Origin of the sequence: Moraxella caviae, assembly GCF_002014985.1 — a bacterium.
Lineage (GTDB): Bacteria > Pseudomonadota > Gammaproteobacteria > Pseudomonadales > Moraxellaceae > Moraxella > Moraxella caviae.
Genome location: NZ_MUXU01000038.1, coordinates 71,114 through 95,996, shown reverse-complemented (window position 1 = coordinate 95,996; position 24,883 = coordinate 71,114). Strand labels below are relative to the sequence as shown.

At 46.2% G+C, this 24,883-nt stretch carries 17 protein-coding genes; 12 read left to right on the top strand and 5 right to left on the bottom strand.

Annotation, left to right across the window (positions count from 1 at the left end):
- Positions 1–3 precede the first annotated feature (3 nt).
- Together uvrA and B0181_RS06595 are read left to right on the top strand one after the other, a co-directional pair.
- Entirely contained in the window at positions 4–2,889 is a 2,886-nt protein-coding gene (gene uvrA, locus B0181_RS06600; protein ID WP_078276718.1) for an excinuclease ABC subunit UvrA, read from the top strand.
- 302 nt (positions 2,890–3,191) lie between these two features.
- A complete protein-coding gene (locus tag B0181_RS06595; protein WP_078276717.1) occupies positions 3,192–3,935 on the top strand; it encodes a single-stranded DNA-binding protein in 744 nt (247 codons plus the stop codon).
- A 97-nt stretch (positions 3,936–4,032) separates the two neighbouring features.
- Here the strand turns inward: B0181_RS06595 and B0181_RS06590 are convergent, their stop codons facing one another.
- On the bottom strand, positions 4,033–4,464 hold the full coding sequence (locus tag B0181_RS06590) for a YbaN family protein (protein WP_115338081.1): 432 nt from the start codon (positions 4,462–4,464) through the stop codon (positions 4,033–4,035).
- A 467-nt stretch (positions 4,465–4,931) separates the two neighbouring features.
- Here B0181_RS06590 and B0181_RS06585 point away from each other — a divergent pair, with 467 nt between their 5' ends.
- Both B0181_RS06585 and B0181_RS06580 read left to right on the top strand, forming a co-directional pair.
- Positions 4,932–6,569, top strand: a complete 1,638-nt coding sequence (locus tag B0181_RS06585; RefSeq protein WP_078276715.1) for a ShlB/FhaC/HecB family hemolysin secretion/activation protein — start codon at positions 4,932–4,934, stop codon at positions 6,567–6,569.
- 92 nt (positions 6,570–6,661) lie between these two features.
- Positions 6,662–11,041, top strand: a complete 4,380-nt coding sequence (locus tag B0181_RS06580) for a two-partner secretion domain-containing protein (protein WP_158078941.1) — start codon at positions 6,662–6,664, stop codon at positions 11,039–11,041.
- Between the two features lie 347 nt (positions 11,042–11,388).
- Here B0181_RS06580 and B0181_RS06575 read toward each other — a convergent pair whose 3' ends face one another.
- The 3 genes from B0181_RS06575 to B0181_RS06560 form a co-directional block, all read right to left on the bottom strand.
- The gene (locus tag B0181_RS06575; RefSeq protein ID WP_078276713.1) at positions 11,389–12,300 is read right to left on the bottom strand and encodes a cell division protein ZipA C-terminal FtsZ-binding domain-containing protein; all 912 of its coding nucleotides are present in this window, start codon (positions 12,298–12,300) and stop codon (positions 11,389–11,391) included.
- A gap of 369 nt (positions 12,301–12,669) precedes the next feature.
- Entirely contained in the window at positions 12,670–13,560 is an 891-nt protein-coding gene (locus tag B0181_RS06565; protein ID WP_078276711.1) for a DMT family transporter, read from the bottom strand.
- A 123-nt stretch (positions 13,561–13,683) separates the two neighbouring features.
- Positions 13,684–14,592 (bottom strand): LysR family transcriptional regulator, encoded by a 909-nt coding sequence (locus tag B0181_RS06560; RefSeq protein WP_078276710.1) that lies wholly within the window; start codon positions 14,590–14,592, stop codon positions 13,684–13,686.
- 256 nt (positions 14,593–14,848) lie between these two features.
- Between B0181_RS06560 and B0181_RS06555 the strand changes: the two genes are divergently transcribed.
- Both B0181_RS06555 and B0181_RS06550 read left to right on the top strand, forming a co-directional pair.
- Positions 14,849–16,030, top strand: coding sequence for a M20 aminoacylase family protein (locus B0181_RS06555; protein WP_078276709.1), 1,182 nt, complete (start codon positions 14,849–14,851; stop codon positions 16,028–16,030).
- 76 nt (positions 16,031–16,106) lie between these two features.
- Positions 16,107–17,399, top strand: coding sequence for a DUF3100 domain-containing protein (locus tag B0181_RS06550; protein ID WP_078276708.1), 1,293 nt, complete (start codon positions 16,107–16,109; stop codon positions 17,397–17,399).
- A 132-nt stretch (positions 17,400–17,531) separates the two neighbouring features.
- Here B0181_RS06550 and B0181_RS06545 read toward each other — a convergent pair whose 3' ends face one another.
- Positions 17,532–18,212, bottom strand: a complete 681-nt coding sequence (locus tag B0181_RS06545) for a GntR family transcriptional regulator (RefSeq protein ID WP_078276707.1) — start codon at positions 18,210–18,212, stop codon at positions 17,532–17,534.
- Between the two features lie 421 nt (positions 18,213–18,633).
- On the opposite strand from B0181_RS06545, the gene B0181_RS06540 reads away from it, so the two are divergent.
- From B0181_RS06540 to B0181_RS06515, 6 genes are read left to right on the top strand one after another with little or no spacing between them, the layout of a single operon-like run.
- Positions 18,634–19,236, top strand: a complete 603-nt coding sequence (locus B0181_RS06540; RefSeq protein ID WP_078276706.1) for an amino acid synthesis family protein — start codon at positions 18,634–18,636, stop codon at positions 19,234–19,236.
- The gene (locus tag B0181_RS06535) at positions 19,205–20,014 is read left to right on the top strand and encodes an alpha/beta fold hydrolase (protein ID WP_078276705.1); all 810 of its coding nucleotides are present in this window, start codon (positions 19,205–19,207) and stop codon (positions 20,012–20,014) included. The genes B0181_RS06540 and B0181_RS06535 overlap by 32 nt, the downstream gene beginning before the upstream one ends.
- A gap of 29 nt (positions 20,015–20,043) precedes the next feature.
- Positions 20,044–20,967 (top strand): flavin reductase family protein, encoded by a 924-nt coding sequence (locus tag B0181_RS06530; RefSeq protein WP_078276704.1) that lies wholly within the window; start codon positions 20,044–20,046, stop codon positions 20,965–20,967.
- Positions 20,964–21,998, top strand: coding sequence for an LLM class flavin-dependent oxidoreductase (locus tag B0181_RS06525; protein ID WP_078276703.1), 1,035 nt, complete (start codon positions 20,964–20,966; stop codon positions 21,996–21,998). Before B0181_RS06530 ends, B0181_RS06525 begins: the two co-directional genes overlap by 4 nt.
- Positions 21,999–22,009: 11 nt before the next feature.
- On the top strand, positions 22,010–23,476 hold the full coding sequence (locus B0181_RS06520) for an aldehyde dehydrogenase (protein ID WP_078276702.1): 1,467 nt from the start codon (positions 22,010–22,012) through the stop codon (positions 23,474–23,476).
- Between the two features lie 22 nt (positions 23,477–23,498).
- Positions 23,499–24,872, top strand: a complete 1,374-nt coding sequence (locus B0181_RS06515) for a purine-cytosine permease family protein (protein WP_078276701.1) — start codon at positions 23,499–23,501, stop codon at positions 24,870–24,872.
- The last annotated feature ends 11 nt before the right edge of the window (positions 24,873–24,883 follow it).

Genomic DNA, 24,883 nt, shown 5'->3' with positions numbered 1-24,883 from the left:
CTCATGGCACACGAATACATTCACATCAAAGGCGCACGCACGCACAATCTTAAAAACATCAACGTGGACATTCCGCGCGATAAATTCGTGGTCATTACAGGTTTGTCAGGATCTGGCAAGTCTTCTTTGGTGTTTGATACGCTGTATGCCGAAGGACAACGCCGCTATGTGGAGAGCTTGTCGGCTTATGCACGCCAATTTTTAAGCCAGATGGAAAAGCCTGACGTAGACAGCATTGAAGGCTTGTCGCCTGCCATCGCCATTGAGCAAAAATCCACCAACCACAACCCACGCTCCACCGTGGGGACGATTACCGAAGTGTACGATTATCTGCGTCTTTTGTTTGCGCGCGTGGGCGTGCCGCATTGCCCTGAGCATGATTTGCCGATGGTGGCGCAGACGGTGAGCGAGATGGTGGACGGCATTTTGGCGTTGCCAGAAGGCACAAAACTCATGCTGCTTGCGCCTGTGGTGCGTGAGCGCAAGGGCGAGCATAGCGCACTTTTAGACCAGCTGTCCGCCCAAGGCTTTACCAAAGTGCGCATTGATGATGTGGTGTATGACACGGACGAGCTGCCAAGTCTTGAGAAAAACAAAAAACACAGCATTGAAGTGGTGGTGGACAGATTTAAAGTGCGTGATGATTTGGGAAATCGTGTGGCAGAAAGTCTGGAAACCGCGCTAAGATTGGGTTCGGATTTGGCGATTTTATACCACATGGACGGCAACCCAAACGGCGATGATGAGCAGATTCTTTCTGCCAAGCACTCTTGCCCTGTGTGCGAGCGTGCGGTGAGCGAGCTTGAGCCAAGATTGTTCAGTTTTAATAATCCAGCAGGTGCTTGCCCAAGCTGTGATGGGCTTGGCAAACGCCAATATTTCGCCGCCGAGCGCATCATCACTCAGCCTGAAAAATCACTCAACCAAGGGGCGATTCACGGCTGGGATAAGCGCCACGCTTATTATTTTGGCTTGCTTGCCACGGTGTGTGAGCATTTTGGCATTGATATGGATTCACCTTGGCAAGCGCTTGACAAAAAGGCGCAAAACGTGATTTTGCACGGCTCTGGCAAAGAAAAAATCACCTTTAATTTCACCGATGAACGTGGGCGCAAATCCACAAAAACCGTGCCTTTTGAAGGAATTTTGCCGTATTTGGAAAGACGCTACGCCAGCACCACGAGCAACCTTGTGCGTGATGAGTTGGCGCAATATTTGTCAGATACGACTTGTAACGTCTGCCAAGGCGTGCGCCTAAATGACATTGCGCGCCATGTACAAGTGGACGGGCGTGTGATTGGCGACATCATTCATCTGCCGATTGGCGAAGCGTGGCAATATTATGAAAATCTGCACATTGATGGCGCAAAAGGCGAAGTGGCGGACAAGATTTTCAAAGAAGTGCGTGAGCGTTTGGGATTTTTGACCAAAGTTGGCTTGGAATATCTGACTTTGGCGCGCTCAGCCGAGACGCTTTCTGGCGGTGAAGCGCAGCGAATTCGCTTGGCAAGCCAAATCGGCGCAGGCTTGATGGGTGTGATGTATGTGCTGGACGAGCCGTCCATTGGCTTGCACCAAAGGGATAACGACCGCCTGCTTTCCACGCTGACGCATCTGCGAGATTTGGGCAATACGGTGGTCGTGGTGGAGCATGACGAAGATGCCATTCGCCAAGCCGATCACATCATTGATATTGGCGTGGGTGCAGGCGTGCATGGCGGGCGAGTGATTGCTGCTGGGACGGCTGATGAAGTGGCGCAGACGGAAGGCTCATTGACAGGCGAATATTTGTCTGGCAAACGCCGCATTGACGTGCCAAAACACCGCCACAGCCCAAAAACCCAAGAAATCAAAAAGGGCAAAAAGTCCACCCAAGAGCCGCTGTACATTGAGCTGCAAGGCGCAAGCGGTAACAATCTAAAAAACGTGGATTTGCAAATTCCTATTGGTGTGATGACGTGCATCACGGGCGTGTCAGGTTCTGGCAAATCCACACTGATTAACCGCACGCTCATGCCACTTGCCGCAACTGAGCTGAATAATGCCAGCACGCTTGTTGCTGAGCCGTATGAGAAAATCACAGGGCTTGAGCATCTAGATAAAATGGTGGATATTGACCAAAGTCCGATTGGGCGCACGCCACGCTCAAACCCTGCGACTTATACAGGGGTGTTTACCTTGATTCGAGACCTATTCACCCAAACGCCAGAAGCACGCGCGCGTGGCTACAAGGCAGGGCGTTTTAGCTTTAACGTCAAGGGCGGACGCTGCGAAGTGTGCCAAGGCGATGGCTTGATTAAGGTGGAAATGCACTTTTTGCCTGATATGTATGTGCCGTGCGATGCGTGCCATGGCAAACGCTACAACCGCGAGACGCTGGAAGTGCATTATAAAGGCAAATCCATCAGCGATGTGCTGGATATGACGGTGGAAGAAGCGCTCACGTTTTTTGAGAACATTCCTGCCATCGCCAGACGCATTGAAGCCTTGGCGGACGTGGGGCTGGATTATATCCGCTTGGGGCAATCTGCCACGACACTCTCTGGCGGTGAAGCGCAGCGTGTCAAACTTGCCAAAGAACTTGCCAAGCGAGACACAGGGCAGACGCTGTACATCTTAGATGAGCCGACCACAGGGCTGCATTTTCATGACATCGCCAAACTTTTGTCAATTTTGCACACCTTGCGCGACCGTGGCAATACGGTGGTGGTGATTGAGCATAATCTGGACGTGATTAAGACGGCGGATTGGATTGTGGATTTGGGCTATGAAGGCGGCTCTGGCGGCGGTGAAATCGTGGCAACGGGTACGCCTGAAGATGTGGCGGCGGACACACGCTCGCACACGGGCAGATTTTTAAAACCGATGCTTGAAAGCGCCAAAAACTGATGATAAATCATCAGCATAAAACGCAAGCTATCAAAAATGCGCAAGCCGCTGGCTAAAAATTTGCCGTGCTGACAGCAGGCGTAAATGCGTCAATTATCAAGAAATTTGATGATATTTTGTTCAGATACTAGCAATTTGGCGAAAATTTGGGTAAAGTACGCATAAGATTGATGAATTTGTCGTGGCAAGTGGTGCTTAGATAGGTTGTCATTTGCCAAGCGTGGCTTGTTTGCAAGACTTGGCAGGCAGTGCCTTTAAATTCATTCAACAAAAACAAACCAACAACGAGTGATGAGAATCGTATGAGCAGTGTGAATAAAGTGATTATCGTGGGTCGCTTAGGGAATGACCCAGAAGTTCGCCAATTTCAAAATGGCGGCGGCGTAACCAACATCAGCGTCGCCACCAGTGAGCGTTGGACGGACAAAAACACAGGCGAGCGCAAAGAGCAGACCGAATGGCATAGAATCAGCCTGTTTAACCGCTTGGGCGAAATCGCCGCCCAATATTTGCGCAAAGGCAGCATGGTTTATGTGGAAGGCAGCTTGCAAACACGCAAATACACCGACCAACAAGGCGTGGAGCGCTACAGCACCGAAATCCGTGCCAGCGAAATGCGTATGCTAAGCAGCAATAACGACAACCAAGGCGGCTACGGCGGCGGTTATCAAGGCGGCAACCAAGGCGGACAATGGGGTAACAACCAAAACCGCAACTTTGGCGCACAAAACAACCAAGGCTACAACAACCAAAACGCTTACCAAAATGGCGGCGCGCAGGGCTTTGGCGGACAAAACCAAAACTTTGGTGCTGAGCAAAATTATGGCGGCGGTTATCAAGGCGGCAACCAAGGCGGTCAAAATCAATTCGCTGGCAACCAAGGCGGCTTTAACCAAAATGGCGGACAAACGCCACCGCCACAAAACGGCTTTGCCAATCAAGGCGCACCAAGCGCAAACACCTTTGGCGCACCGAAATCTGACGCACCGCCAGCTCCAAGCAAAGCACCAGCCCCAAGCGTGGACGATGACGACATTCCGTTTTGAATTCCATTGTGCTGATAACAAAACCCCAAAACGTTGGTTTTGGGGTTTTGTTTTGGTGGTGTTTTAAGTGCTTGCCAATCAGTCTGCGTGCATTTATTTAGGCATCAGGCAAACGATACAGCCACAGCGCACCGATGGCACACACCACAAGCGACAGCACGAGCAGCCATAATTTTTCGCTGGGCAAGCTGTAATACAGCCACGCATTTGAAAGGCTCATCATGCTCCACGCCAGATATTTGGCACGGCGTGGCACGGCTTGACGTTCTTCCCAATCGCGCACAATGCGCCCAAACACACGGTGCGCCATCAGCCATGCATGAAAGCGCGCCGAACTGCGCGCCCAGCAGTACGCCGCCATCAGCACAAAAACCGTTGTCGGTACGCCCGGTAAAATAATACCTGCCACGCCTAATGCCAAAAACACACCGCCAAATGCCGCAAATAACGCTCGCACAAGAGCGTTTTTAGAAACGGCAGGCTTAGTGTTTGGGGCTTTTGGCATGGATGTGGTGTTTAGAATAGACATGAGTATTATAGCGTGTAATGTGGTGGGTGAAAACCTGTGCTTAGGTGGTTTGTTGATGAGTTATTTTATAATGCTGACGAGCGGTATTCCAAATTGATTATTCGTAATTTTGTGATTTGTATAATTGATTTATCTGAATGATTTTATGTTTTCGTCATAAATTTTAAATTGATGGTGTTTTGGTTGTGGGTGGGGTATTTTGTGAAACGCGGTGATTGGTGCGTACTTTGAGACGCAGATGAGAATAAAAAGAATTTTGTGAATGTTTATTTTGCTGAAATTCAGGGTTTAAGTAATGGGTTTGTGAAATTTTTTAGATGTAAGAGATGTTGCAATACAATGATTTGATAAATTTTTTTAACAAAAGGTAAATTTATTGTATTTTTGACATGAATTTGTAAGAATTTTGGTATATTATGTAACCTTGTGTTGGGTTTGTGTGTTTTGCCAAAATTGGACGGTTTGTTATGCGTTATTTAGGAGTTGCGTTACTTTTAGTATTATCGGCTTTTGCGCAGGCTGACGTACTGGATATACATGCCAACGAAGCGTTATCTAATCATTACCAACAAAATAAACAAGCCTTTCAGCAACTTAACCAACAACAGCAACAACGTTGGTTTGCTCAGCATTCTTTCCAAAAAAACGATACAGATACCTCAAACGATTTTTCTGAACTTTGCCTACCTTACAAACAAATTGAATTTGTTGATTTTCATTTAATTGATCCTACTCCTTTTGCCCTTCGTCCTGATGAATGTATCAATGAAGCACGTTTAAATCAGCTTAGCCGATCGATAACACAGGCTTATGTAGAAAAAGGCTATATTCATAATCCTTTTCAATTTGAAGATCACCAAACAGGCAATTTAATTTTGCGTGTCACGGAAGGTAAAGTAAGCCAAATTCGGGCAGAGGCACCACTTAATACCACAATGCTTTTTCCAAATCTTGTTGGTAAGCCACTCAACATTCACGATTTGGATCAAGGGCTTGACCAAGCCAATCGTTTGGCGATGAATGAAGTGAGTGTAGATGTGCTACCATCGAGTAATGGTGAGATTGAACTTGTTTTTGTTAATGAACCCAAATCGCCTATTTCTGGTTTTATTGGGTTAGATAATAACAGTATACGTCAATATGATCGTTGGCAAGCTCGTATGGGGCTAACGTGGGATAATCCGTTGGGGCTAGAAGATAGCCTTTATTTGGGTTTAAACCACACGTTAAATGGCACTAATCGTAATGTTAGTCGTTCGTCCTCGCTTTTTTATTCTGTTCCTTATGGTTATTGGACATTTAATGCCTATCTTTCCGCCTCACAATTTCATTCCGATCTTCCTTTGACTTACCATACTGTTCGCCAAAAAGGGCGTACAATCCAATCAGGGCTTAAAGCAGATTATGTTGTTAGCCGAGGCAGCAATTATATTTCAACCCTTTCTGCTGCTTTAGATCGTGTAGATAGCAAGGTGCGATTTGAAAGTGGCATACTGGCTTTACAAAGCCCGAAATATACCAGCACAACAGCCAGTTTTAACCATTTGCAATTGATTGAAAATGGGTCAATCTCTGCAAATGTTAGCTATAAACGTGGTTTGAAATGGGATACTAATGTGCAAAGCACAGATCGCAATCAGCCTCAAGCACAGTTTAATCTTTGGCAAGCAAGTGCTGATGTGCACCTATATCCTCGCTGGCGTGAGCAAATTTTCCACCAGCAACATCGCTTAACAATGCAATATAGCAACAACTATTTACCCGCAATAGAACAAGCAGATTTAACATCTCGCTATGCAGTGCGTGGTTTTAATGATTATAGCTGGTCAGCCGAAAAAAATATGGTGTTGCAAAATCAATTCGGTTGGATAAAACCAATCTCTAACTGGCAACTTGAGCCTTATTTCTTATTTGATATTGGTGTACAAAAATCAAGTGGTATTGGCACTCATCACCAAAAAGCCTTAGCTTATGGGGTGGGTATCAATGCTTCTCACCCACATTGGCGAGCCAATGTGGAATGGGCAACAGGACGTGCTTTTGGTGAGCAACCACCACTGATGCAGGAGCGTTCAGTGTTTGCAAGTCTTAGTTATTTGTTTTGAGTAAACTTAACTTTGGGTGAGTTTGCTTTTGGTGAAAAAAATTGGGCAGCATTTTGCACGTGCTGTGAACAATGATTTCTCAAGGAGAGTATATGTCTAAAAAATTAACTTTTTCAGCGCGTGCTGCGGCGGCTTTGACGTTGATAGCGGCGAATCAGTCTGTGTCGGCGGATATTAGACCTGCCAATAATGGCACACAGGTTAGCAAAACTGGTGGTGTGGAGATTGTGCAAATTGCTACGCCATCAAACGCAGGTTTATCACACAATAAATATAATCGATATAACGTAGATAAAGCCGGTGCAGTGCTGAATAACTCAATGACTGGCGGGCAATCGCAACTGGCAGGACAGGTTGCTAAAAACCCAAACTTAAAACAACAGTCTGCTAAGGTGATTTTAAATGAAGTGGTTAGCAGAGCGCCGTCTAAATTAGCGGGCAAACAAGAAATCTTAGGCCAAAAAGCGGATTATGTGCTTGCCAACCCGAATGGTATTAGTTGTGATGGTTGTGGTTTTATCAACACACCTCGTGCAAGTCTTGTGGTCGGTAAAGCAGAAGTGAATAATGGCAAGCTAACAGGTTATAACGTTACTGGTGATAAAGCCTTAACCACTAATGGCAACGCAGCAAGTGGTGTCGATCGCCTTGATTTAATTGCACCAACGGTCAATATTTCAGGCAATATCAAAGCCAAAGACAGCGTTGATGTGGTGATTGGGCGTAACCAAATCGCCCGTGATGATAAAGGTAATTTAAGCGTTAAAAACGCCATTCAAAAAGGGCAAGTGCTAGACGGTAAAGTGTTTGGCAGTATGCAATCTAATCGTATTCGTATTCACTCAACCGATGAGCGTGCAACTGTACACGCCAATGGTGCAAATTTACAAGCCTCAGAGTTGGTATTAAGTGCTGGCAATGCCAATTTAAGCGGTGTTGTCACAACACAAACTAAGCACCATAGCCAAACTTATATGCGTGGCGATCGTGTAACAGTAACTGAAACAAAACATAGCGACACCCAAAACGTTAAAGCCACAAATGTTAAAGCAGATAAACTAACCGTTGATGTAAAAGATAAATTAACCCTCACAGGGTCAAATATCAACGCAAAAACAGGGGCTATTGTTGCTGGCAGTGTAGATATAAGCGGTCTAAAAACTAAAAATACTTCCACACAAGAAGTGCATCAAAGCAAAGGTTTGTGGAAACGTTCTGAAGTTGATACCAGTTCAAAAGAAGCGCTACACCGTACCAATTTAAATGTTGATCATCTTGCGTTAGTCGCAACAGACGGCAAGCTGAACGGCGAAGCTGTCAATATTAAAGCCAAAACTTTAGGGCTATATGGCGAACAAGGCATTACACTTTCTGGAGCAAAAACAACCAACACAGAATCAGCTCGTGCCGATTTCAAACGTGAAAGTGCAAAATTACGAACAGGCTTTGCCTTACAAGAATCACATCAGGAAGCCTATCACGCTTCTCAATTGGATATTGGTGAAAACCTGATTGTAAGTGGCAATGGCGATGTTAATTTTGCAGGTACGCGTGCCAAAATTAACGGTTCGGCAATAATGCAAAATAATGGCAAAGTCAATTTCTCTGCAGAGCAAAGCCAGACTCGCTTTAACATTCAAGACAATGAAAAATACTGGGGTGGTTTAGCTGGTGCGAAAAGTTTAGGCTCAACTAAAAATGAAGTCGTGCAAAATGGTGCGGATTTCACCGTTGATAAGGTGTTATTCATTGATGCACAAAATGGCGTAGGCTTACAAGGTAGTCGCGTTATCGCTGGTCAAAATGCGTTAGTAAAAGGCAATCAAGGCGATTTAGTTATCGATTCTGTTCAAGCAACCGTGACGGAAGAAAACCACAACCGTCTAGGTACTATTTTTAACATTACCAAAGAACGCACTCATAATTATGTACATACTAGCACCGCACAAGGCTCAACCTTAAAATCACAATCTAATCTTGTGTTGACTACCGATAAAGATGTCAATATCACAGGTAGCCAAGTGGGAGCGGGCGAATTATTAGCTATTGCTAATTTAGGTAATGTGAATGTGAAAGGAGCAGAAAATCATCAGAGCAGCACAAGCTCAGAAGTTAATGTAGGCTTGAGTGCAAGAGTGAATAATGCGACTGTTCACGCCTCAATGAACAGCAAAACCCCTCTTTTAATCGGGCATTTGGCAAGCAGTGCGACCGCCAGCGCCAACTTAGCTAACATTGGCACCAATAATAAAGTGGTGAATATTGATGGCAATGTCGAGTATAACCCTGCTTCAGTAGAAAAAGCAGAAAACAAAGTTACGGCAGGCTTTAATGTATCTGCAAGTGCAACTTTAGGGGTGCATAAATCTGACAGCAGTAGCCAAAGCACGACTTACACAGGCTCAAATGTGAGCGGTGGTTCAGTTGTGGTAAATACACAGGCTCTTGAAGTGGCTGGTAGTGCAATCAGTGCTGCTGTGGGAGATTTAAATATCAATGCCAACAGCATTAGTAGCTTAGCACAAACGGCAACACAGGATACAAATCATCGTACGACAGATGCAGGGTTGATTTTAACCGCAACTGCCACTGAGTCAGGTATCACAGGCAGTGCAAGTTTAGGAGTGAAACACAATAACACCACAACCAACACTCAAATTGCACAAACAAGTACATTGTCTGCGAACAATAACGTGAACTTAACGGCAGAGAGCATTCGTCATCAAGGCAGCACAGTAAGCGGTCAAAATGTTGTAGAAAATGCCAAACACATTCAGCACGATACTGCCCAAAGCCAAGCAAGCAAAACCAGTAAAGATGTTGATGTTTCAGCAACGTTCACTGTGGGTGTAAACAAAGATAAATTGGTTAATGGCAGCCTTGCATTAAATGCTGAAGGGGGGCGTAAACAAACCCAATCAACCACTCATCAAGGAACACAGATCAATGCGACCCAAGATGTGAATGTCAATGCTCATCAGTTGATTGATAATGCGACCCAATACCAAGCTGGAAACAATGTTAATCTCACCTCGCAAGAACATCAGCTTAATGCAGTCAATAACCACACAGCGACAAATAACGTCAGCGGCGGTGTCAATGCTAAACTTTCTGCAAACACCAAAGATTTCCAAACTGCGAATGTAGGTGTGGAAGTTGGGGCAAAATTCCAACTTGATAAAGGTGAAAGCACACAAGCTCAAAAAGCAGGTATCAATGCTGAAAACGTCAATATTCAAACAGGCAAGTTATACAGCCAAGCCGATATTTATGGCAAACAAAATGTCAGCATTAACGCCACAGAAGGGGCACACTTTGCACAAGCAAGCAACAGCGAAAGCCAGCGTGGTGGTTTTAACACCACTGTGGGGGTAGGTGCACTGGTTGTCCCTGCGGCAGGTGCTGCGATTCCATCAATTAAAGTTGATGTTAATGTTAATGGCAATCGCCTTGACAGCACTACCGCACAAGGCAGCCAAATTAGTGGTGGCAACGTTGCCATTAGCAGTCAAGGCAATGTAAATCTACAAAACACCGAGATTAACGCAACCAATGCCAATATCGTTGCGAATAAAGTGGACGTAAGTGCGGGTCAAAATAGCCAAAACAGCCTTGCGGTGAATGTAGGTGCTGGCGTTTCATTAGGGGCAAATCTTGCTGATGCAGCGATTAAAGGCAATCTATCCGTCAAGCACGAAAACAGCCAAACACATACAGCAAGCAATGTAAATGCCGAAAATCTTCACATTCAAGCACAAAATGGCATTTCGCTGACTGGTGTAAGCAGTAACAGCAAACAACTGACACTAGATAGCGGCAAAGGCGATTTAAATGTGCTATCTGCCAATGATAAAGTGAAGAAAACAGATGTTGCAACCAGTCTTGCATTAAGCGGTGGCGTAAGTGAGCAAGCTTGGACACCAGCAGGGGGTAGTGCTTCACTTGATGTGAATGTTGTGCGTAACGATACGCATACTAGCACAAACCTCACGAGTGATAACGCTCAGCTTAATGTAGGGGGCAATGCACTATTTAACGCAAGCCAGCTTAATGCAAACAGCGTGTCAGGCAATATCGCAGGCAACAGCCATAGCGAAACAGCTTCAAATAAAATTAACGAAGTGAGTGTTAGCTTATCAGCAAGTGGTAGCGGTAAATTCACCGCACATCCAGATGATAACTGGCTAGCTGCTGCAGCTAATGATTGGAACAATGGCACGATTGCAGGCATTAAAGCAGACGCAGGCATTGCTGTTGATTCAAAACGCGAGCAAACAAACAGTGTTGCAGGTGTGAATACTGCCAACAACCAACTGACGGTACAAGGCACAACTACTCAAAATGCAGCACCAACAGAAAGCTCAAAAGTTGTTAAATTCGATGTTCAAGCAACCACAAATGTGAAATCTAAAGTTGATGAACAAGTGAATAAAATTCGCTCACAAGTGAAAACAATGCTATTACGCCGTTAATTTTGTGATGTGATATAGTTCAACACGGTAGTTAGATGACTACCGTGTTTTTGCTTTTTATGGCACTGTGTAAAACTTGCTGTTTTTATGTAGAGCATCATTCATGCTGCATTTGTTTGAACTGTGACTTTATTTAATAATGTGTTGTTAGGTTTATTTAAGATGTTATTTATTTTTATCTGAAGCGATGTTGATTTGATGGTAAAATTAAAGGCAGTTTGTTAAGCTTTGCCATTGCATCTTATGAACAATGGTCTGTCCAAGCAATCATAGATAACACCACTCACAAAAAACCACCGCTTTAAGCATTAAGACGGTGGTTTTGTGATTTTAACTTGCTGTAAAAATCAGTAATTGATGACTTGTGCGCGTAATTTGGCAAGTTCTACGTCATCAAGCGGTGAGTGGTTTTCGTCCAGCAAGTCCGCATCCAGCTCGTCCGCCATCATCTTAGCAACTTCCACCATGCTGTCAAAGCCACGTTGTGCGTGTGGATTTGGCAAAGGCAAGAACAAAATCACACCTGTAAAATGATTGCTGGTGATGGTGTTTAGGTCAAATTCACGCACGCCATCATAATCCAGACCCAGCATACTAAACCACAAATCGCCCGAGCCATCTTCATAAGCATAGCGATGGAACATACTCATCGCACCGTATTTTAGCCCATAGGCACGCACCAATTCCAGCACCTTTTGACCTGACAGACTGGCGAAATTGCCGCGTGGCTGAATGACGATGGTGATGGTGGTTTCGGCATTGAGTAGCGGGTCGTTTTTTTGCTCAAAGTCTTGTTGTGCGCTCAAATGGCGATCCAGCACAGGCGAATTTTGCTCAAATTGCGCATCCAGCGCCTGCATTTGTGCCGATGGCTCAACATCGCTTGGATTGGCTTGACTTTGAGCGTCAATCGCATTGTCAGAAACCGCCAAATCATCAGCGGCATTCTCAAGGGCAGCACTTGTGCTTGGCGTGTCGGCAGGCGTATTCATCACAGGCGAAGTTGCCACTGTAGGCGATGTAACCACAGGCGATGACGCCGCCACAGCCGCCATGCTGGATAGTGCATCTTCGTCATCTTGGCTGGTTTGTGGTAATTCACGCTCGTCTCGTGGCGTGATTGGCAAGCCGTCCTTAAACTGCGTGTCGCCTTGCTCGGCAGGCGCGCTGCCACGACTGGTAAAATGGCGAAGCACAACAAACGCACCGACAACCAGTGCCAGTAATGCCAAAATAATCCAAATTACGTCTGTTTGCATAGTCGCCCCAGTGTTTGCCGTTGGTGAATTGATGAAAAATGCGTGAATAAATGGTGTTTTGTGCGCTGCCACACTTGACAAACGCTAAACACAGCTTCGCTTATTTTAGCATGACCGCATTCATTCGTCATCTGATTTTTGGGCAAATTAGCAAAATTTTCTTAATTTATCAAGACGTTGGCGCAAAAAATCGCAGTTTTTTAAGGCTGGCAAAACCACAGATAAAAATATGGGCGAAATACAGTAAAAATTTGTGTGAAATTCAAGTGGGATTTGAGTGAAATTTAAGTAAAAGTTGCGTGAAATTACCACAAAACGCTGGGCGAATTTCACAGATTTGACTTAAATTGGCAAAACTTGATAAAACGCTCAACCTTTTAATCCCGCCAAAACGCCACTTAGCACCACCAAAGCAATGCCAGTCATGGCAAGTGCGCCAAGCGGCTCGCCAAGCACAAACACGCCGTACAAAGTGGACAGCACCACCGTGCCGTAGCTGAGCGCAGCAACCATGAATTTGCGTCCAACTTTATAAGCGTGCGTCATCAAAAGCTGCGCAATCAATGCCGACAGCCCAATGCCCAGCACATAAGGCAAAATTTCCCAAGTGATGACGCTCCAGCCGCGCCACGTCGCCACAATGCCCGCCAAAACAGACGCCACCAGCGAAAAATAAAACACAATACGCCAAGATGGCTCGCCCAAAAGCGACAATTCACGCACTTGCAAATACGCATATCCTGCCATCGCACCGCCTAAAATACCCATAAAAGTGGGCAAAGTACCACTTGCGGCAATCGCAGGCTGCAGCAGCAACGCCACGCCCACAAAACCCAAAATCAGCGCAAACCACGTCAAAGGGTGCGGACGCTGCTTTAGGATAATTACCGATAAAATCGCCAGAAAAATTGCCGATGTGTAGTTAAAAGTAATCGCAGTCGCCAGTGGTAAATGTGCGATGCCATAAAAGAACATCAGCACGCTTACGCCGCCAACCACGCTGCGATAAAAATGCTCTTTTGGGTAGCGCGTGGCGAAAACCTTGCCTGTGGCGCTGGCGTGAATACCAAGCACCAACGTGGCAAAACCCATGCGCCAAAAGGTCAGCTCGTACTCGTGTAGGGCGAATTTTTGGGCGGTGAGCTTGACCAGCACGCCCATGATGGTAAAACAAACCGTAGCCGCCACCATCCACAGCGAGCCAAAATACGAGCCTGTGGCGTGGGTGGGCGTTGCGGGTGCGGCGGTCTTATTAGTCATGGTGCGGCTTTTAAATGATTGGGTGCTTAAAATGATGAAAGATTGAAGCGTGATTGAATATTAAAAAGGTGAATTGTACCACAGCTTTTGGGTGGTGGGAATGTGGGGGCAGATTTATGACATTTATCTAAAATTAGCATGACCGCCTTTCAACCCCCGAAACATCTCTTTTAATCTGTCAATCAGCGCAAGATTGGCGGCGGATAATGCCTTGCCGCGTCTTGTGATGATTTGCGATTTGGCTTGGGTGAAGGCTTGTTCGGTCAAAGGAATGGCGGCAAGCGTTGGCACATCTTCAGGATAATACATGAACTCTGGCAATAGCGTAATACCGCCGCATCTGGCGTAATCTTTGAGCAGATTCATGTCGTTGCACAGCAGCGCAGGGCGAATACTGTGATGGCCTGCCATGCTTTCTACCAGATGGCGAATGCCGTGCGTGGTGTCGGTAAGCGCCCATCTTTCATGATAAATCTCTTTTAAATCAATGCTTTTTCGATTAGCAAGTGCATGATTTTTCGGCAAAAATACACACAATCTGTGCGTGGTCTGAAAGTGTGAGCGTATGTGATGATGATTGATAAAATGATAAACGATGCCAAGCTGTGTTTCGTTGTCAAGGATTTTGCGCACAATTTCACTTGTACCATGAATGTCAATTTGCACATGAATGTTTGGATAGTCGGCGCAAAATTTCGCCACCACTTCTGATAAATGCTTGACATAGCCTGCGCCTGTACTGATAGTGATGTTGCCAGCATTTAAGCCCTGCAAGGCGGTGATTTTTTCTTTGAGTAAGTTTTCTTGGTTTAAAAATTCTTGATAACACACCAAAACTTCCCTGCCTGCTTCGGTAGGAATCGCGCCTTTGATGTGCCTTTCAAACAACGCTGTGCCAAGTGTGCGCTCAAGACTTGTGATTTGCCGACTGACAGCACTGGGCGCAAGACCGAGCGTATCTGCCGCTGCACGAATGCCGCCATGCTGCACCGCTTGATAAAAATATATCAGTCGTTTGTCCAATAAATCCATCGTTTGATTTTCCAGCTACGCCATTGATTGTAAGTATTGATCAAGTAATGAGCGCTTATCACACTGCCAAATTGCCATAAAAGTGTTGCTAAAAACGTAACAAAATTTTTATTTAATGCTATTGTTGTTTATGGTAAAGATTTTTATACTTTTTGGCAAGAATTTTGTAAGTTTTTAAGAGTGTGAATTTGACAAGTCGGCAATTTTTGTCAAATCATGACGTTTTATCAATACTTGAATGACGAGAGAAATTACCATGAGCAATAATTCATCTGCATCGTTTGTCATATCACAAGCCTTAATTCAGCAGGCCATCAGCTGGCGGCAGCAATTACACGCCAATCCTGAGCTGGGATTTGACGAGCACACCACCGCCAAGTTCATTGCCGATACGCTAAGTCAATTTGGCTTGCAAGTACACACAGGCATTGCTGGCACAGGCGTGGTGGGTGTGCTAAAAAAAGGTGTAAGCACGCGCAGCATTGGCATTCGCGCCGACATTGATGCACTACCAATGACAGAGTTGAACGATTTTGCGCACGCTTCTTGTGTATCAGGGCGTATGCACGCTTGTGGGCATGATGGCCATGCTGCGATTTTGCTTGCGGCGGCGGCACATTTGGCGCAGCATGGACAATTTGACGGCACGGTGTATTTCATTTTCCAGCCAGCCGAAGAGAATTTGGGCGGCGGTCAAGCGATGATTGACGATGGCTTATTTGAGCGTTTTGAGATTGATGAAGTATATGGTTTGCACAACTGGCCGGGCAGAACGCTTGGTGAAATTTGCGTGAATGATGGCGTGATGATGGGGTCGTTTGATATTTTTGACATTGTGCTGACGGGCAAGGGTGGACATGCCGCCATGCCTGAAGGGACGTGCGACCCGATTGTGGCGGCTGCGGCGTTGATTTTACACGCTCAATCCATTATCGCGCGTAAGGTTTCGCCACTGGATTCGGCGGTACTGAGCATTACGCAGATTGACGGCGGTGATACTTATAACATCATTCCTGAGACGGTGCGCCTAAAAGGCACAGTGCGTGCGCTTGATGAAAATGTGCGCCAAACGGTCAAATCCAAGCTCATTCAGGCGGTAAAAGAGCTGCCAGCGCTGCACGGCGTGGCAGGCGAGATAGACTATCAAGAGCGCTATCCTGCCACCATCAATAATGCCGATTGCGCACGCCACATCAGACAGGTAGCGACAGAGCTGTTTGGCGCGGACAAAGTATCGCAAAACGTCTTACCAACCATGGCCTCAGAAGATTTTTCTTTTATGCTAAACGCCAAAAAAGGCGCTTATGTTTGGCTGGGTGTGGACGAAGCGGACAGACCGTCCAAGCCATTGCACAACCCTTATTATGATTTTAATGACAATGCCATCGCCATTGGCGCAAATTTGTGGGTTGGCTTGGTGGAGCGCACATTAGGATAAATGCGCAAAGTGGTGTGATTTAAGGCACTTGCATGAGTGCTGATTATGAGTAAGTTTTTCAATAAAGGAATGAATGATGAAAATCACGTTATCGGCTTTATTTTCTTGGCGGCTGCACGCAGTAGTTTTGGTGCTGGCGTGTTTGGCAGAATGGATCGGTATCGCCAAATTTGACATTGGCATTGGTACAATGGTACTGCTGCCTTTACTGTATGCTTTTGTTTTTGCAACGTTTTTTAATCCAAATATCGTAAGCATTACCAAAAACGTGGTTGGCGGTGCGGGCAATCGTGTGGCGGCGCAGTGGATTTTGATTTTTCTAATGCCTTTTATTGCCAAATTTGCAGTAGGTATCGGCCCAAAAATTCATGACATCATCGCCGCTGGCCCATCGCTGTTGTTACAAGAAATTGGTAATGTGGCGACCGTGCTGTTCGCCATGCCTGTGGCGGTGCTTGTTTTTGGCATGGGTAGAGAAGCCATCGGCGCAACGCACTCCATCGCGCGTGAGCCAAACATTGCACTGATTGCCGATCGCTTTGGATTAAAAACACCCGAAGGCATTGGTGTGATGGGCGTGTACGTCATGGGAACGCTGTTTGGGGCGATTTATTTTTCCATCATGCCAGCCATCATCGCTTCTTGGAATGTGTTTGATGTGCGTGCGTTGGCGATGGGCTGTGGCGTAGGTTCTGGCAGTATGATGGGTGCGTGCTCGGCGGCATTGACTGAAATTTTGCCAGAACATAAAGATGACATTGTGGCTTTTGCAGCATCAAGCAATCTTTTGACGTATGCAACTGGGCTGTTTGTGTCAATTTTTATTGCGCTGCCTTTTGCACAGTGGCTGTATCGTGTGCTGACAAAGCACCGTAAACACGCCGCCGTACAGGCTAATGATGAGTTTGTGAGTCTTTCAGACAACGAAGAAGTGGTGTTATCGCTTGGGCAAACTTTGATTGCGCTTGTGTTTGCTGGGGTGATGATGCTTGTGGTGAACTGGGTTGGTACTGGCACAAGCCCTGCTGAGAGCTTTTTGGGCATGCTGATTTTGCTTGTGTGCTGTGTGATTGGTGTGCTGATAAAAAATGTGGTAAAACTTGGCGTACCAAGCATTGCGTGGGTATCTGTGGTGGCGATTTGTTTTGCGCTGCCTGCCATGCCGATGGCGGATAACGTCATTGCCGCAACAGACAAACTGGGTTTATTGCCATTGATTACGCCTGCGCTGGCTTATGCAGGGCTTGCAATTTCTCGCGCGGAAGTGAATTTGTTTAAAAAATCTGGCATAAAAATCGCCATCATTGCGCTGCTTACTTTTACAGGGACGTACGTTGGCTCGGTGGTGATTGCCGATTGGTTCTTGTGATGTGTTCAGGCAATTAAGACAAAACCCAAAACTCTCATGTTTTGGGTTTTGTTTTTTGTGCTGATTTTCTTCCAATGTTGCAATTTTACAAAGCTTTGCCAAGTTTGGCGGTGCGTGCTGAAAGTTGATTGATTATCCCAAACTGCCTGATTCGTCTGTTTGTAAAATTCCCTTTGCAATGCTTGCCACTTCATTGATGTGGTCGCTGACAGCCTGTTGGGCTTTTTGCGCATCTTTTTCCAGCATGGCCTGATAAATTCGCACCAGACGCGCATAGCCGCTGACTTGTCGTTTTGGGGATTTGATGGTCATGGCGCGCAGACGACTGATGCGCCCATTGAGCCGCTGTACCACCTCCCAAGCGATGTCATGTCCTGCGGTCAAAAATAATGTCTCATAAAACTGCGTGGACAGGTTGATAGTGTGATTGATGTCGTCAAGCTCAGAGGCGATTTTTAGTTCGTTAATGATTTGCGAGAGTTTTTTTGCTATGTCTTCGGTTAGTTTGTGCGTGCAATCTGCCACTGCGCTGCATTCTAGCAGCAGGCGAATTTTGTAAATTTGCTCAGCAATATGCCAATCCAATCGTGCAACAATCGGCCCTTTGTTGGGAATTACTTCTACCAGACCTTCGGCTTCTAGGTAGCGAATGGCTTCGCGTACCACTGAGCGGCTGACCCCCATCTCATCGCACAGTGTGCGCTCTACCAGTCTTGTGCCTGCAGGAAAATAGCCTGTGATGATGGCATGGCGCAGTTTTTCAAGGCTAAGCTCGCGCAGCGTAGTGGGTGGTGATTGTATTTTTAGGCTCATGGTCATTCCTTTTAAATGATATGTGGTGCAGCGCTTCCAATGGTTTCGCTGACTTCTTGTTTAGTAATTTAATTAAGTTGTCTAAATACTAGGCAACTTTGGTTGTCATGCCAGATAAAAATGAAGGTATATCAATACGTCAATCATACAAGTCAATAGACAGCCTAAAATGCCAAAAAATTTTCACAAATAGTATATCACAGTATTGCATTTACGAAAATCTTGTAGTATTGTATTATGGTATACCATAAGATGAGGTAATGAAATCTTATTTAAGTGCTGTGGTTCGGTGTTTAAACAAGAGTTTTCATCAATTCAGCGTTTGTTGTATGTAATTTAACTTTAGTGTGGACTAATGCCTAGTTTTGGTTAAATTGCTCCAACAGCACAACCCATTTAATCCGTTCAAAAGGAGTGAAAAATGAACTTGATTCGTAAAACGGTCATGCACGTTGAGACCGTCTTTGTAGATGGCGAACGTGCTGCAGACACGCCGCTAAAGATGGTGGCAGCCGCCGCTGTGATTAAAAATCCTTGGGCGAACCAAGGTTATGTGGCAGATTTAAGTCCTGTGATTCGTGAAGTTGCACCTGTGCTGAGCGCACATTTAACCAAGCTAATCCTTGATGAGATTGGCTCTGGTGAAGCGGTAGAGGCTTTTGGTAAGTGTGCTGTGGTGGGGCTTGATGGTGAGCTTGAACACGCATCAGCGCTGATTCATACGTTGCATTTTGGCAATACTTATCGCAGTGCGGTGGGTGCAAAGTCGTATTTGGCGTTTAATAACACGCGTGGGCCTGCCAATGCGCCAATCCTAGTGCCGATGATGGATAAAAATGATGAAGGCAAGCGTTCGCATTATTTGACGGTGCAGTTTGCCATCAATGATGCGCCAGCGGCGGACGAGTTGGTGGTGGTTTTAGGCGCGGCGACAGGTGGGCGACCACATCACCGCATTGGTAGTCGTTATGAAGATTTAAAAGAGTTGGGACATGACATCAATAACCCTGCAGCTATCAAATAACCAAAGCGTGCATTGCTTGGTGCAAGGCACAGGTGAGCCTTTGGTGCTGATTCATGGTGTGGGCATGCAGGCAGCAGCATGGTATCCGCAATTTGAGTATTTTGCCAAAAGCCATCAAGTCATTGCGCTGGATATGCCGGGTCATGGAAAAAGTACGCCTTTATCTAAGGGTGCTATGCTTAGCGATTTTGTAGATTGGGCGGTGCTTGCGCTACAGGCTTTGGGGTGTGAGCTTGGCTTTAGGTCTGTGAATTTGGCGGGGCATTCTATGGGTTCATTGATTGCTGCTGGTGTCGCTATTACTAGAGCGGATTTGGTGCGCCGTGTAGCACTGTTAAATGGTGTGTTTATGCGCAGCATGGAAGCCAGACGGACGGTGATTGAGCGCGCGGCGTGCCTATCATCAGGACAGGTAGATAGCGCTGTGCCACTTTCACGCTGGTTTGGTGATGCGCCACACGAGCAGGCTTGTGCCAAGCAAGTCAAAGCATGGCTTGACGATGTAAATCTGTCAGGCTATGCCGCAGCGTATACCGCTTTTGCGCATGGTGATGATGTGTATGCCAAGCGTTTTCACGAGATTGGCTGTCCTGCGCTGTTTTTGACGGGTGATGGTGATTTAAATTCTACTGCGGCGATGAGTGAGCAAATGGCAAAACTTGCCAAACATGGCTCGGCAGTCATCATCAAAGGTGAGCGACATATGGTTAATTTGACTGCGCCAGAGCAAGTCAATCAAGCCATGCAAGTGTGGCTAAATACACCTTTGACAAAATAAAAAGTTTATTCAATTAACAAGGAGTATCTATGGGCAATCTGGAAAATCTGCGCGAACTGCGCAATGCCTTTGGTGCATTCATGACAGGGGTAACGGTGGTTACGACCAGTCAAGATGGCACACCGCTTGGCTTTACCGCCAATTCTTTTGCGTCTGTATCGCTAGATCCGGCACTACTTTTGGTCAGCATTGCCAAAAGTTCGTCCAATTATGAGGCGTTTACCACAGCGGCGCATTTTGCGATTAACGTGTTATCTGAAGACCAAAAACACATCTCAAACACCTTTGCTAAGCCAAGCGATGACAGATTTGCCGATGTGGCGTGGCGCATGAGTGAGCAGCAAAACCCATTACTGTCAGATGTCAGTGCGTGGTTTGACTGCGTGACGCATCAAGTGGTGGACGCAGGTGATCATGCTATCTTGATTGGTAGGGTGATGGCATTTGAGTCTGCTGGCTTGGCAGGGCTTGGCTACTATCGTGGTGCGTATTTTACACCTGCCAAGACTGAAGCTGAAATTGTGGCGTTTAATAAAGAAGTTATCGTCAGCGCCATTATTACCGATGAAAATCATATCTTGCTTGAGAAAAATGCTCAAGACACTTGGCAGCTACCACAAGCGTGTGTGGTGGGTAAATCTGCCGAGGTGGCGCTAGAAGCGTTATTTGCAAAATATGTGCCTAATGCTGCTGCCAATTTCATTTATTCGGTTTATGACGGGCCGCAGTTTAAAAAGCAGTACATCAGCTTTTTATGTAGTACGGCAGATACGCAGGCATTACAAGGGGAATTTGTACCACTGGCAGCACTTGATGAATATCAGCTTGCTGACAGTGCATTAAAAAGCATGTTAGAGCGGTATCGCAAAGAAGTGGCGCTAAAAACCTATGGCGTGTATTGGGGTAATTTTAATCAAGGAAAAGTATATTCACTGGGCGGAGTATCATCATGAAATTTTCACTATTTATCCACATGGAGCGCGTGTCAGACGCACAAACCGAAAAGCAGCTGTATGATGAGATGATTGAGTTGTGTCAAATCGCTGATAAAGGCGGTATGCACGCCATCTGGACAGGCGAACATCATGGCATGAATTTTACCATCGCGCCAAATCCACTTTTAAATTTGGTGGATCTGGCAAATAAGACCAAAAACGTACGCTTAGGCACAGGGACGGTGGTTGCGCCATTTTGGCATCCTATCAAGCTGGCTGGCGAAGCGGCGATGACGGATATTATCACTGATGGTCGCTTGGATTTGGGCATTGCGCGCGGAGCGTATTCGTTTGAATATGAGCGTATGTTGCCAGGGCTTGATGCGTGGGGTGCAGGTCAAAGATTGCGTGAAATGATTCCTGCGCTGCGTGCGCTGTGGCAGGGCGATTATACACATGATGGTGAATTTTGGCAATTTCCAAAAACCACATCATCACCAAAACCACTACAAAATCCTATCCCAATCTGGGTGGCGGCAAGAGATCCGAACAGCCATGAATTTGCTGTACAAAATGGTTGCAATGTACAAGTAACACCGCTGCATTTAGGCGATGAAGAAGTAGAAAAGCTCATCGGACACTTTAATGCGGCGTGCGAAAAATTTAGCGATGTGCCACGTCCAAAAATCATGCTGCTTAACCACACTTATGTGGCTGACAGCGAAGAAGATGCGCTTTTGGCGGCTGATGAGCTGAATACGTTTTACAACTATTTTGGTGCGTGGTTTAAAAATGAGAGGAATATCACACAGGGCTTAATTGCGCCATTAAGCCAAGAAGAAATCACTGCCAATACTTATTACAGCGCCAAAGCCATGCGTGAAAACAAAGTCATCGGTCAGGCAGACGAGGTGATTGCGCGCATCAAAAAGTACGAAGCGATGGGCTATGACGAGTATTCTATGTGGATTGACAGCGGTATGAGCTTTGAGCGTAAAAAAGCATCGCTAGAGCGCATGATTCATGAAGTGATGCCAGCGTTTGCATAGGAAAAGATAACATGGAAAAGTTTTCGTTATACATAGATGGCAAATTTGTAGAGACGGCGGATTGTTTTGAGAGTATCAATCCTGCCACCGAAAAAGCGTGGGCAAGTATCGCCAGAGCGAAGCAAAGTGAAGTAGGGCAGGCGGTATCTGCTGCCAAGCGAGCCTTTGACAGTGGCTGCTGGTCGGGGCTGAGTGCGGGCGAGCGTGCGAAGTTTTTGTATCAAATCGCCGATGCGTTAGAGCGTCATGCACCTATGCTTGCCGCCATTGAGACTAAAGACACTGGCAAAATCATCAGAGAGACCAGCAATCAAATTGCCTACATCGCTGAATATTATCGCTACTATGCAGGGCTTGCCGATAAGGCAGAAGGCAGCTTCGTGCCTGTGGATAAACCAGACATGCACGTCTGGCTTGCTAGAGAGCCTGTGGGCGTGGTAGCTGCTATCATTCCTTGGAATAGCCAGTTGTTTTTGACGGCGGTGAAGCTTGCGCCCGCCTTGGCGGCCGGCTGTACGATGGTAATCAAGGCTTCTGAAGAAGCACCAGCACCGCTACTTGCCTTTGCCAAGGTGATTGACGAGGTGGACTTGCCAGCAGGCGTGGTGAATATTATCACAGGGTTTGCTGATGATTGCGGACAAGTACTGACCACACACCCAGACATCGCCAAAATCGCCTTTACTGGCGGTGTGTCAACTGCCAGACGCATTGTCCAAAATAGCGCGCAAAATCTGGCCCAAGTTTCGCTAGAACTGGGCGGAAAATCGCCATTTATCGTCTTTGATGATGCGGATTTGGACAGTGCGGTAAATGCACAGTTGGCAGCGATTTTTGCCGCCAGCGGACAAAGCTGCGTGGCAGGCTCTCGCTTGCTTGTGCAATCTGGCATTAAGGATAAATTTTTATCGCAATTATTGGCTCGGCTTGATGGTATCCGTATCGGTGCACCTGACGATATGGCGACCGAATATGGTCCATTATGTACACAAAAGCAGATAGCTTTCATTGAGCAGGTGGTAGCAAATTCGCTGGTGCAAGGCGCAAAACTTTTGGTAGGTGGTAAAAGATTAAATCGTCAGGGGAATTACTATCCGCCAACGGTGTTGGATTGCACCGCTGCGCCACAAGCTGAATGCGTGATGACGGAGCTGTTTGGCCCTGTATTGTCGGTAGATGTCTTTGATAGCGAAGAAGAAGCGGTGGCAAAGGCTAATCAAACAGCATTTGGCCTAGCTTCTGGTGTATTCACAACCAATCTTAGTCGCGCCCATCGTATGACAAAGGCTATCCGTGCTGGAGTAGTATGGGTAAATACTTATCGTGCGATTTCGCCTTTGGTGCCTTTTGGCGGCTATGGGCTGAGCGGACATGGTAGAGAAAGTGGCAAAGAAGCCATGCTGGATTATACTACCGTCAAATCGGTATGGGTGCGCACGTCAGACGAAGCGATCGTTGATCCTTTTGTGATGCGCTAGGAGAATGTAAAGGAGTTGCGGCATGGAGCAGCAAAATAATGGCGCATTTGCCATTGAAAGTAACAGCATTGACTATGTGCCAGAAAATAAACGACACGGCAGTGTTGCTGATTTATTTACCTTATGGTTTTGTACTAACATTGCACCTTTAGCGGTGATTACTGGTGCGATGTCTGTAGTAACTTTTGGGCTTGATGTGATGAGTGCGCTGAGCGCTATCGTAGCAGGACATTTCTTTGGTGCGCTATTTTTGGCATTGGCATCAGCTCAAGGCCCGCAAGTCGGCATTCCGCAGATGATTCAAAGTCGTGCGCAATTTGGGCGCTATGGATCGCTGTTGGTAGTAGGCTTTACGACTTTGATTTATTTGGGGTTTTTCATTTCAAATATCATTTTGTCAGGCAAGACACTAAATACAGTCATGCCAGCGATTAACATTGAGCTTGCCACCATCATTGGTGCGGTGGGCGCAACTTTGATGGGGATTATTGGCTACCATCTGATTCATTCTTTTAACAAAGTCGGTACTTGGCTGATGGGTGCGGCGTTGTTGATTGGTTTTGTATTGATGCTGCGCCAAATGAATGCTGATGTGCTGGCGCAAGGTGCGTTTAATTTGTCAGGTTGGTTTGCGATGTTTTGTATTTGTGCGGTGTGGCAGATCAGCTTTTCGCCATACACGTCTGATTATTCACGTTATCTACCTAAAGAAATTGGTGTGTTTAAGCCTTTTATTATGACGTATTTGGGTGCGGCAGTTGGGACGATTTTTGCGTTTTGTTTTGGCATGGTGGCAGTAAGTGTTGCAGGTGGTAGCGATGCAATGGCAGCAGTCAAAGACAGTACAGGGTGGTTTGGCGTGGTGCTGATGGTGCTGTTTTTGCTGAACATCATCGGACATAATGCGATGAATCTGTACGGTGCGGTATTATCATTCATCACAGCGGTACAAACCTTTGTGGGGCAGTGGATTCCAAATAAGACTGTGCGCATGGCAGCTTCTGTGTTGGTGCTGGCGGCCTCTACGGCAGTGGCCTTATGGGCTTCCCATGATTTTATTGGTCATTTTTTAAATTTGATTTTTGCCTTGCTGTTTATCCTAGTGTCATGGGTGGTGATTAATGTATTGGATTTTTATTGGCTGAATCGTAAGTGCTATGACATTGGTGCGATTTTTGCGGACGATGGTGGTATTTATGGCAAATACAACATTAAAGCGTTGTCGGTGTATGCGCTTGGTATCGTGGTGCAAATCCCATTTTTGAAAAATGCCTTTTTCACAGGTGTGTGGGCGGATGTTGTGCCAAATGTCGATGTGTCGTGGATTGTGGGACTTGTGGTAACGGCATTTGCTTTCGTGCTATTAAACAAGCCGCAGCCAGTTGGTGAAAAATGAGATCAGAGCAG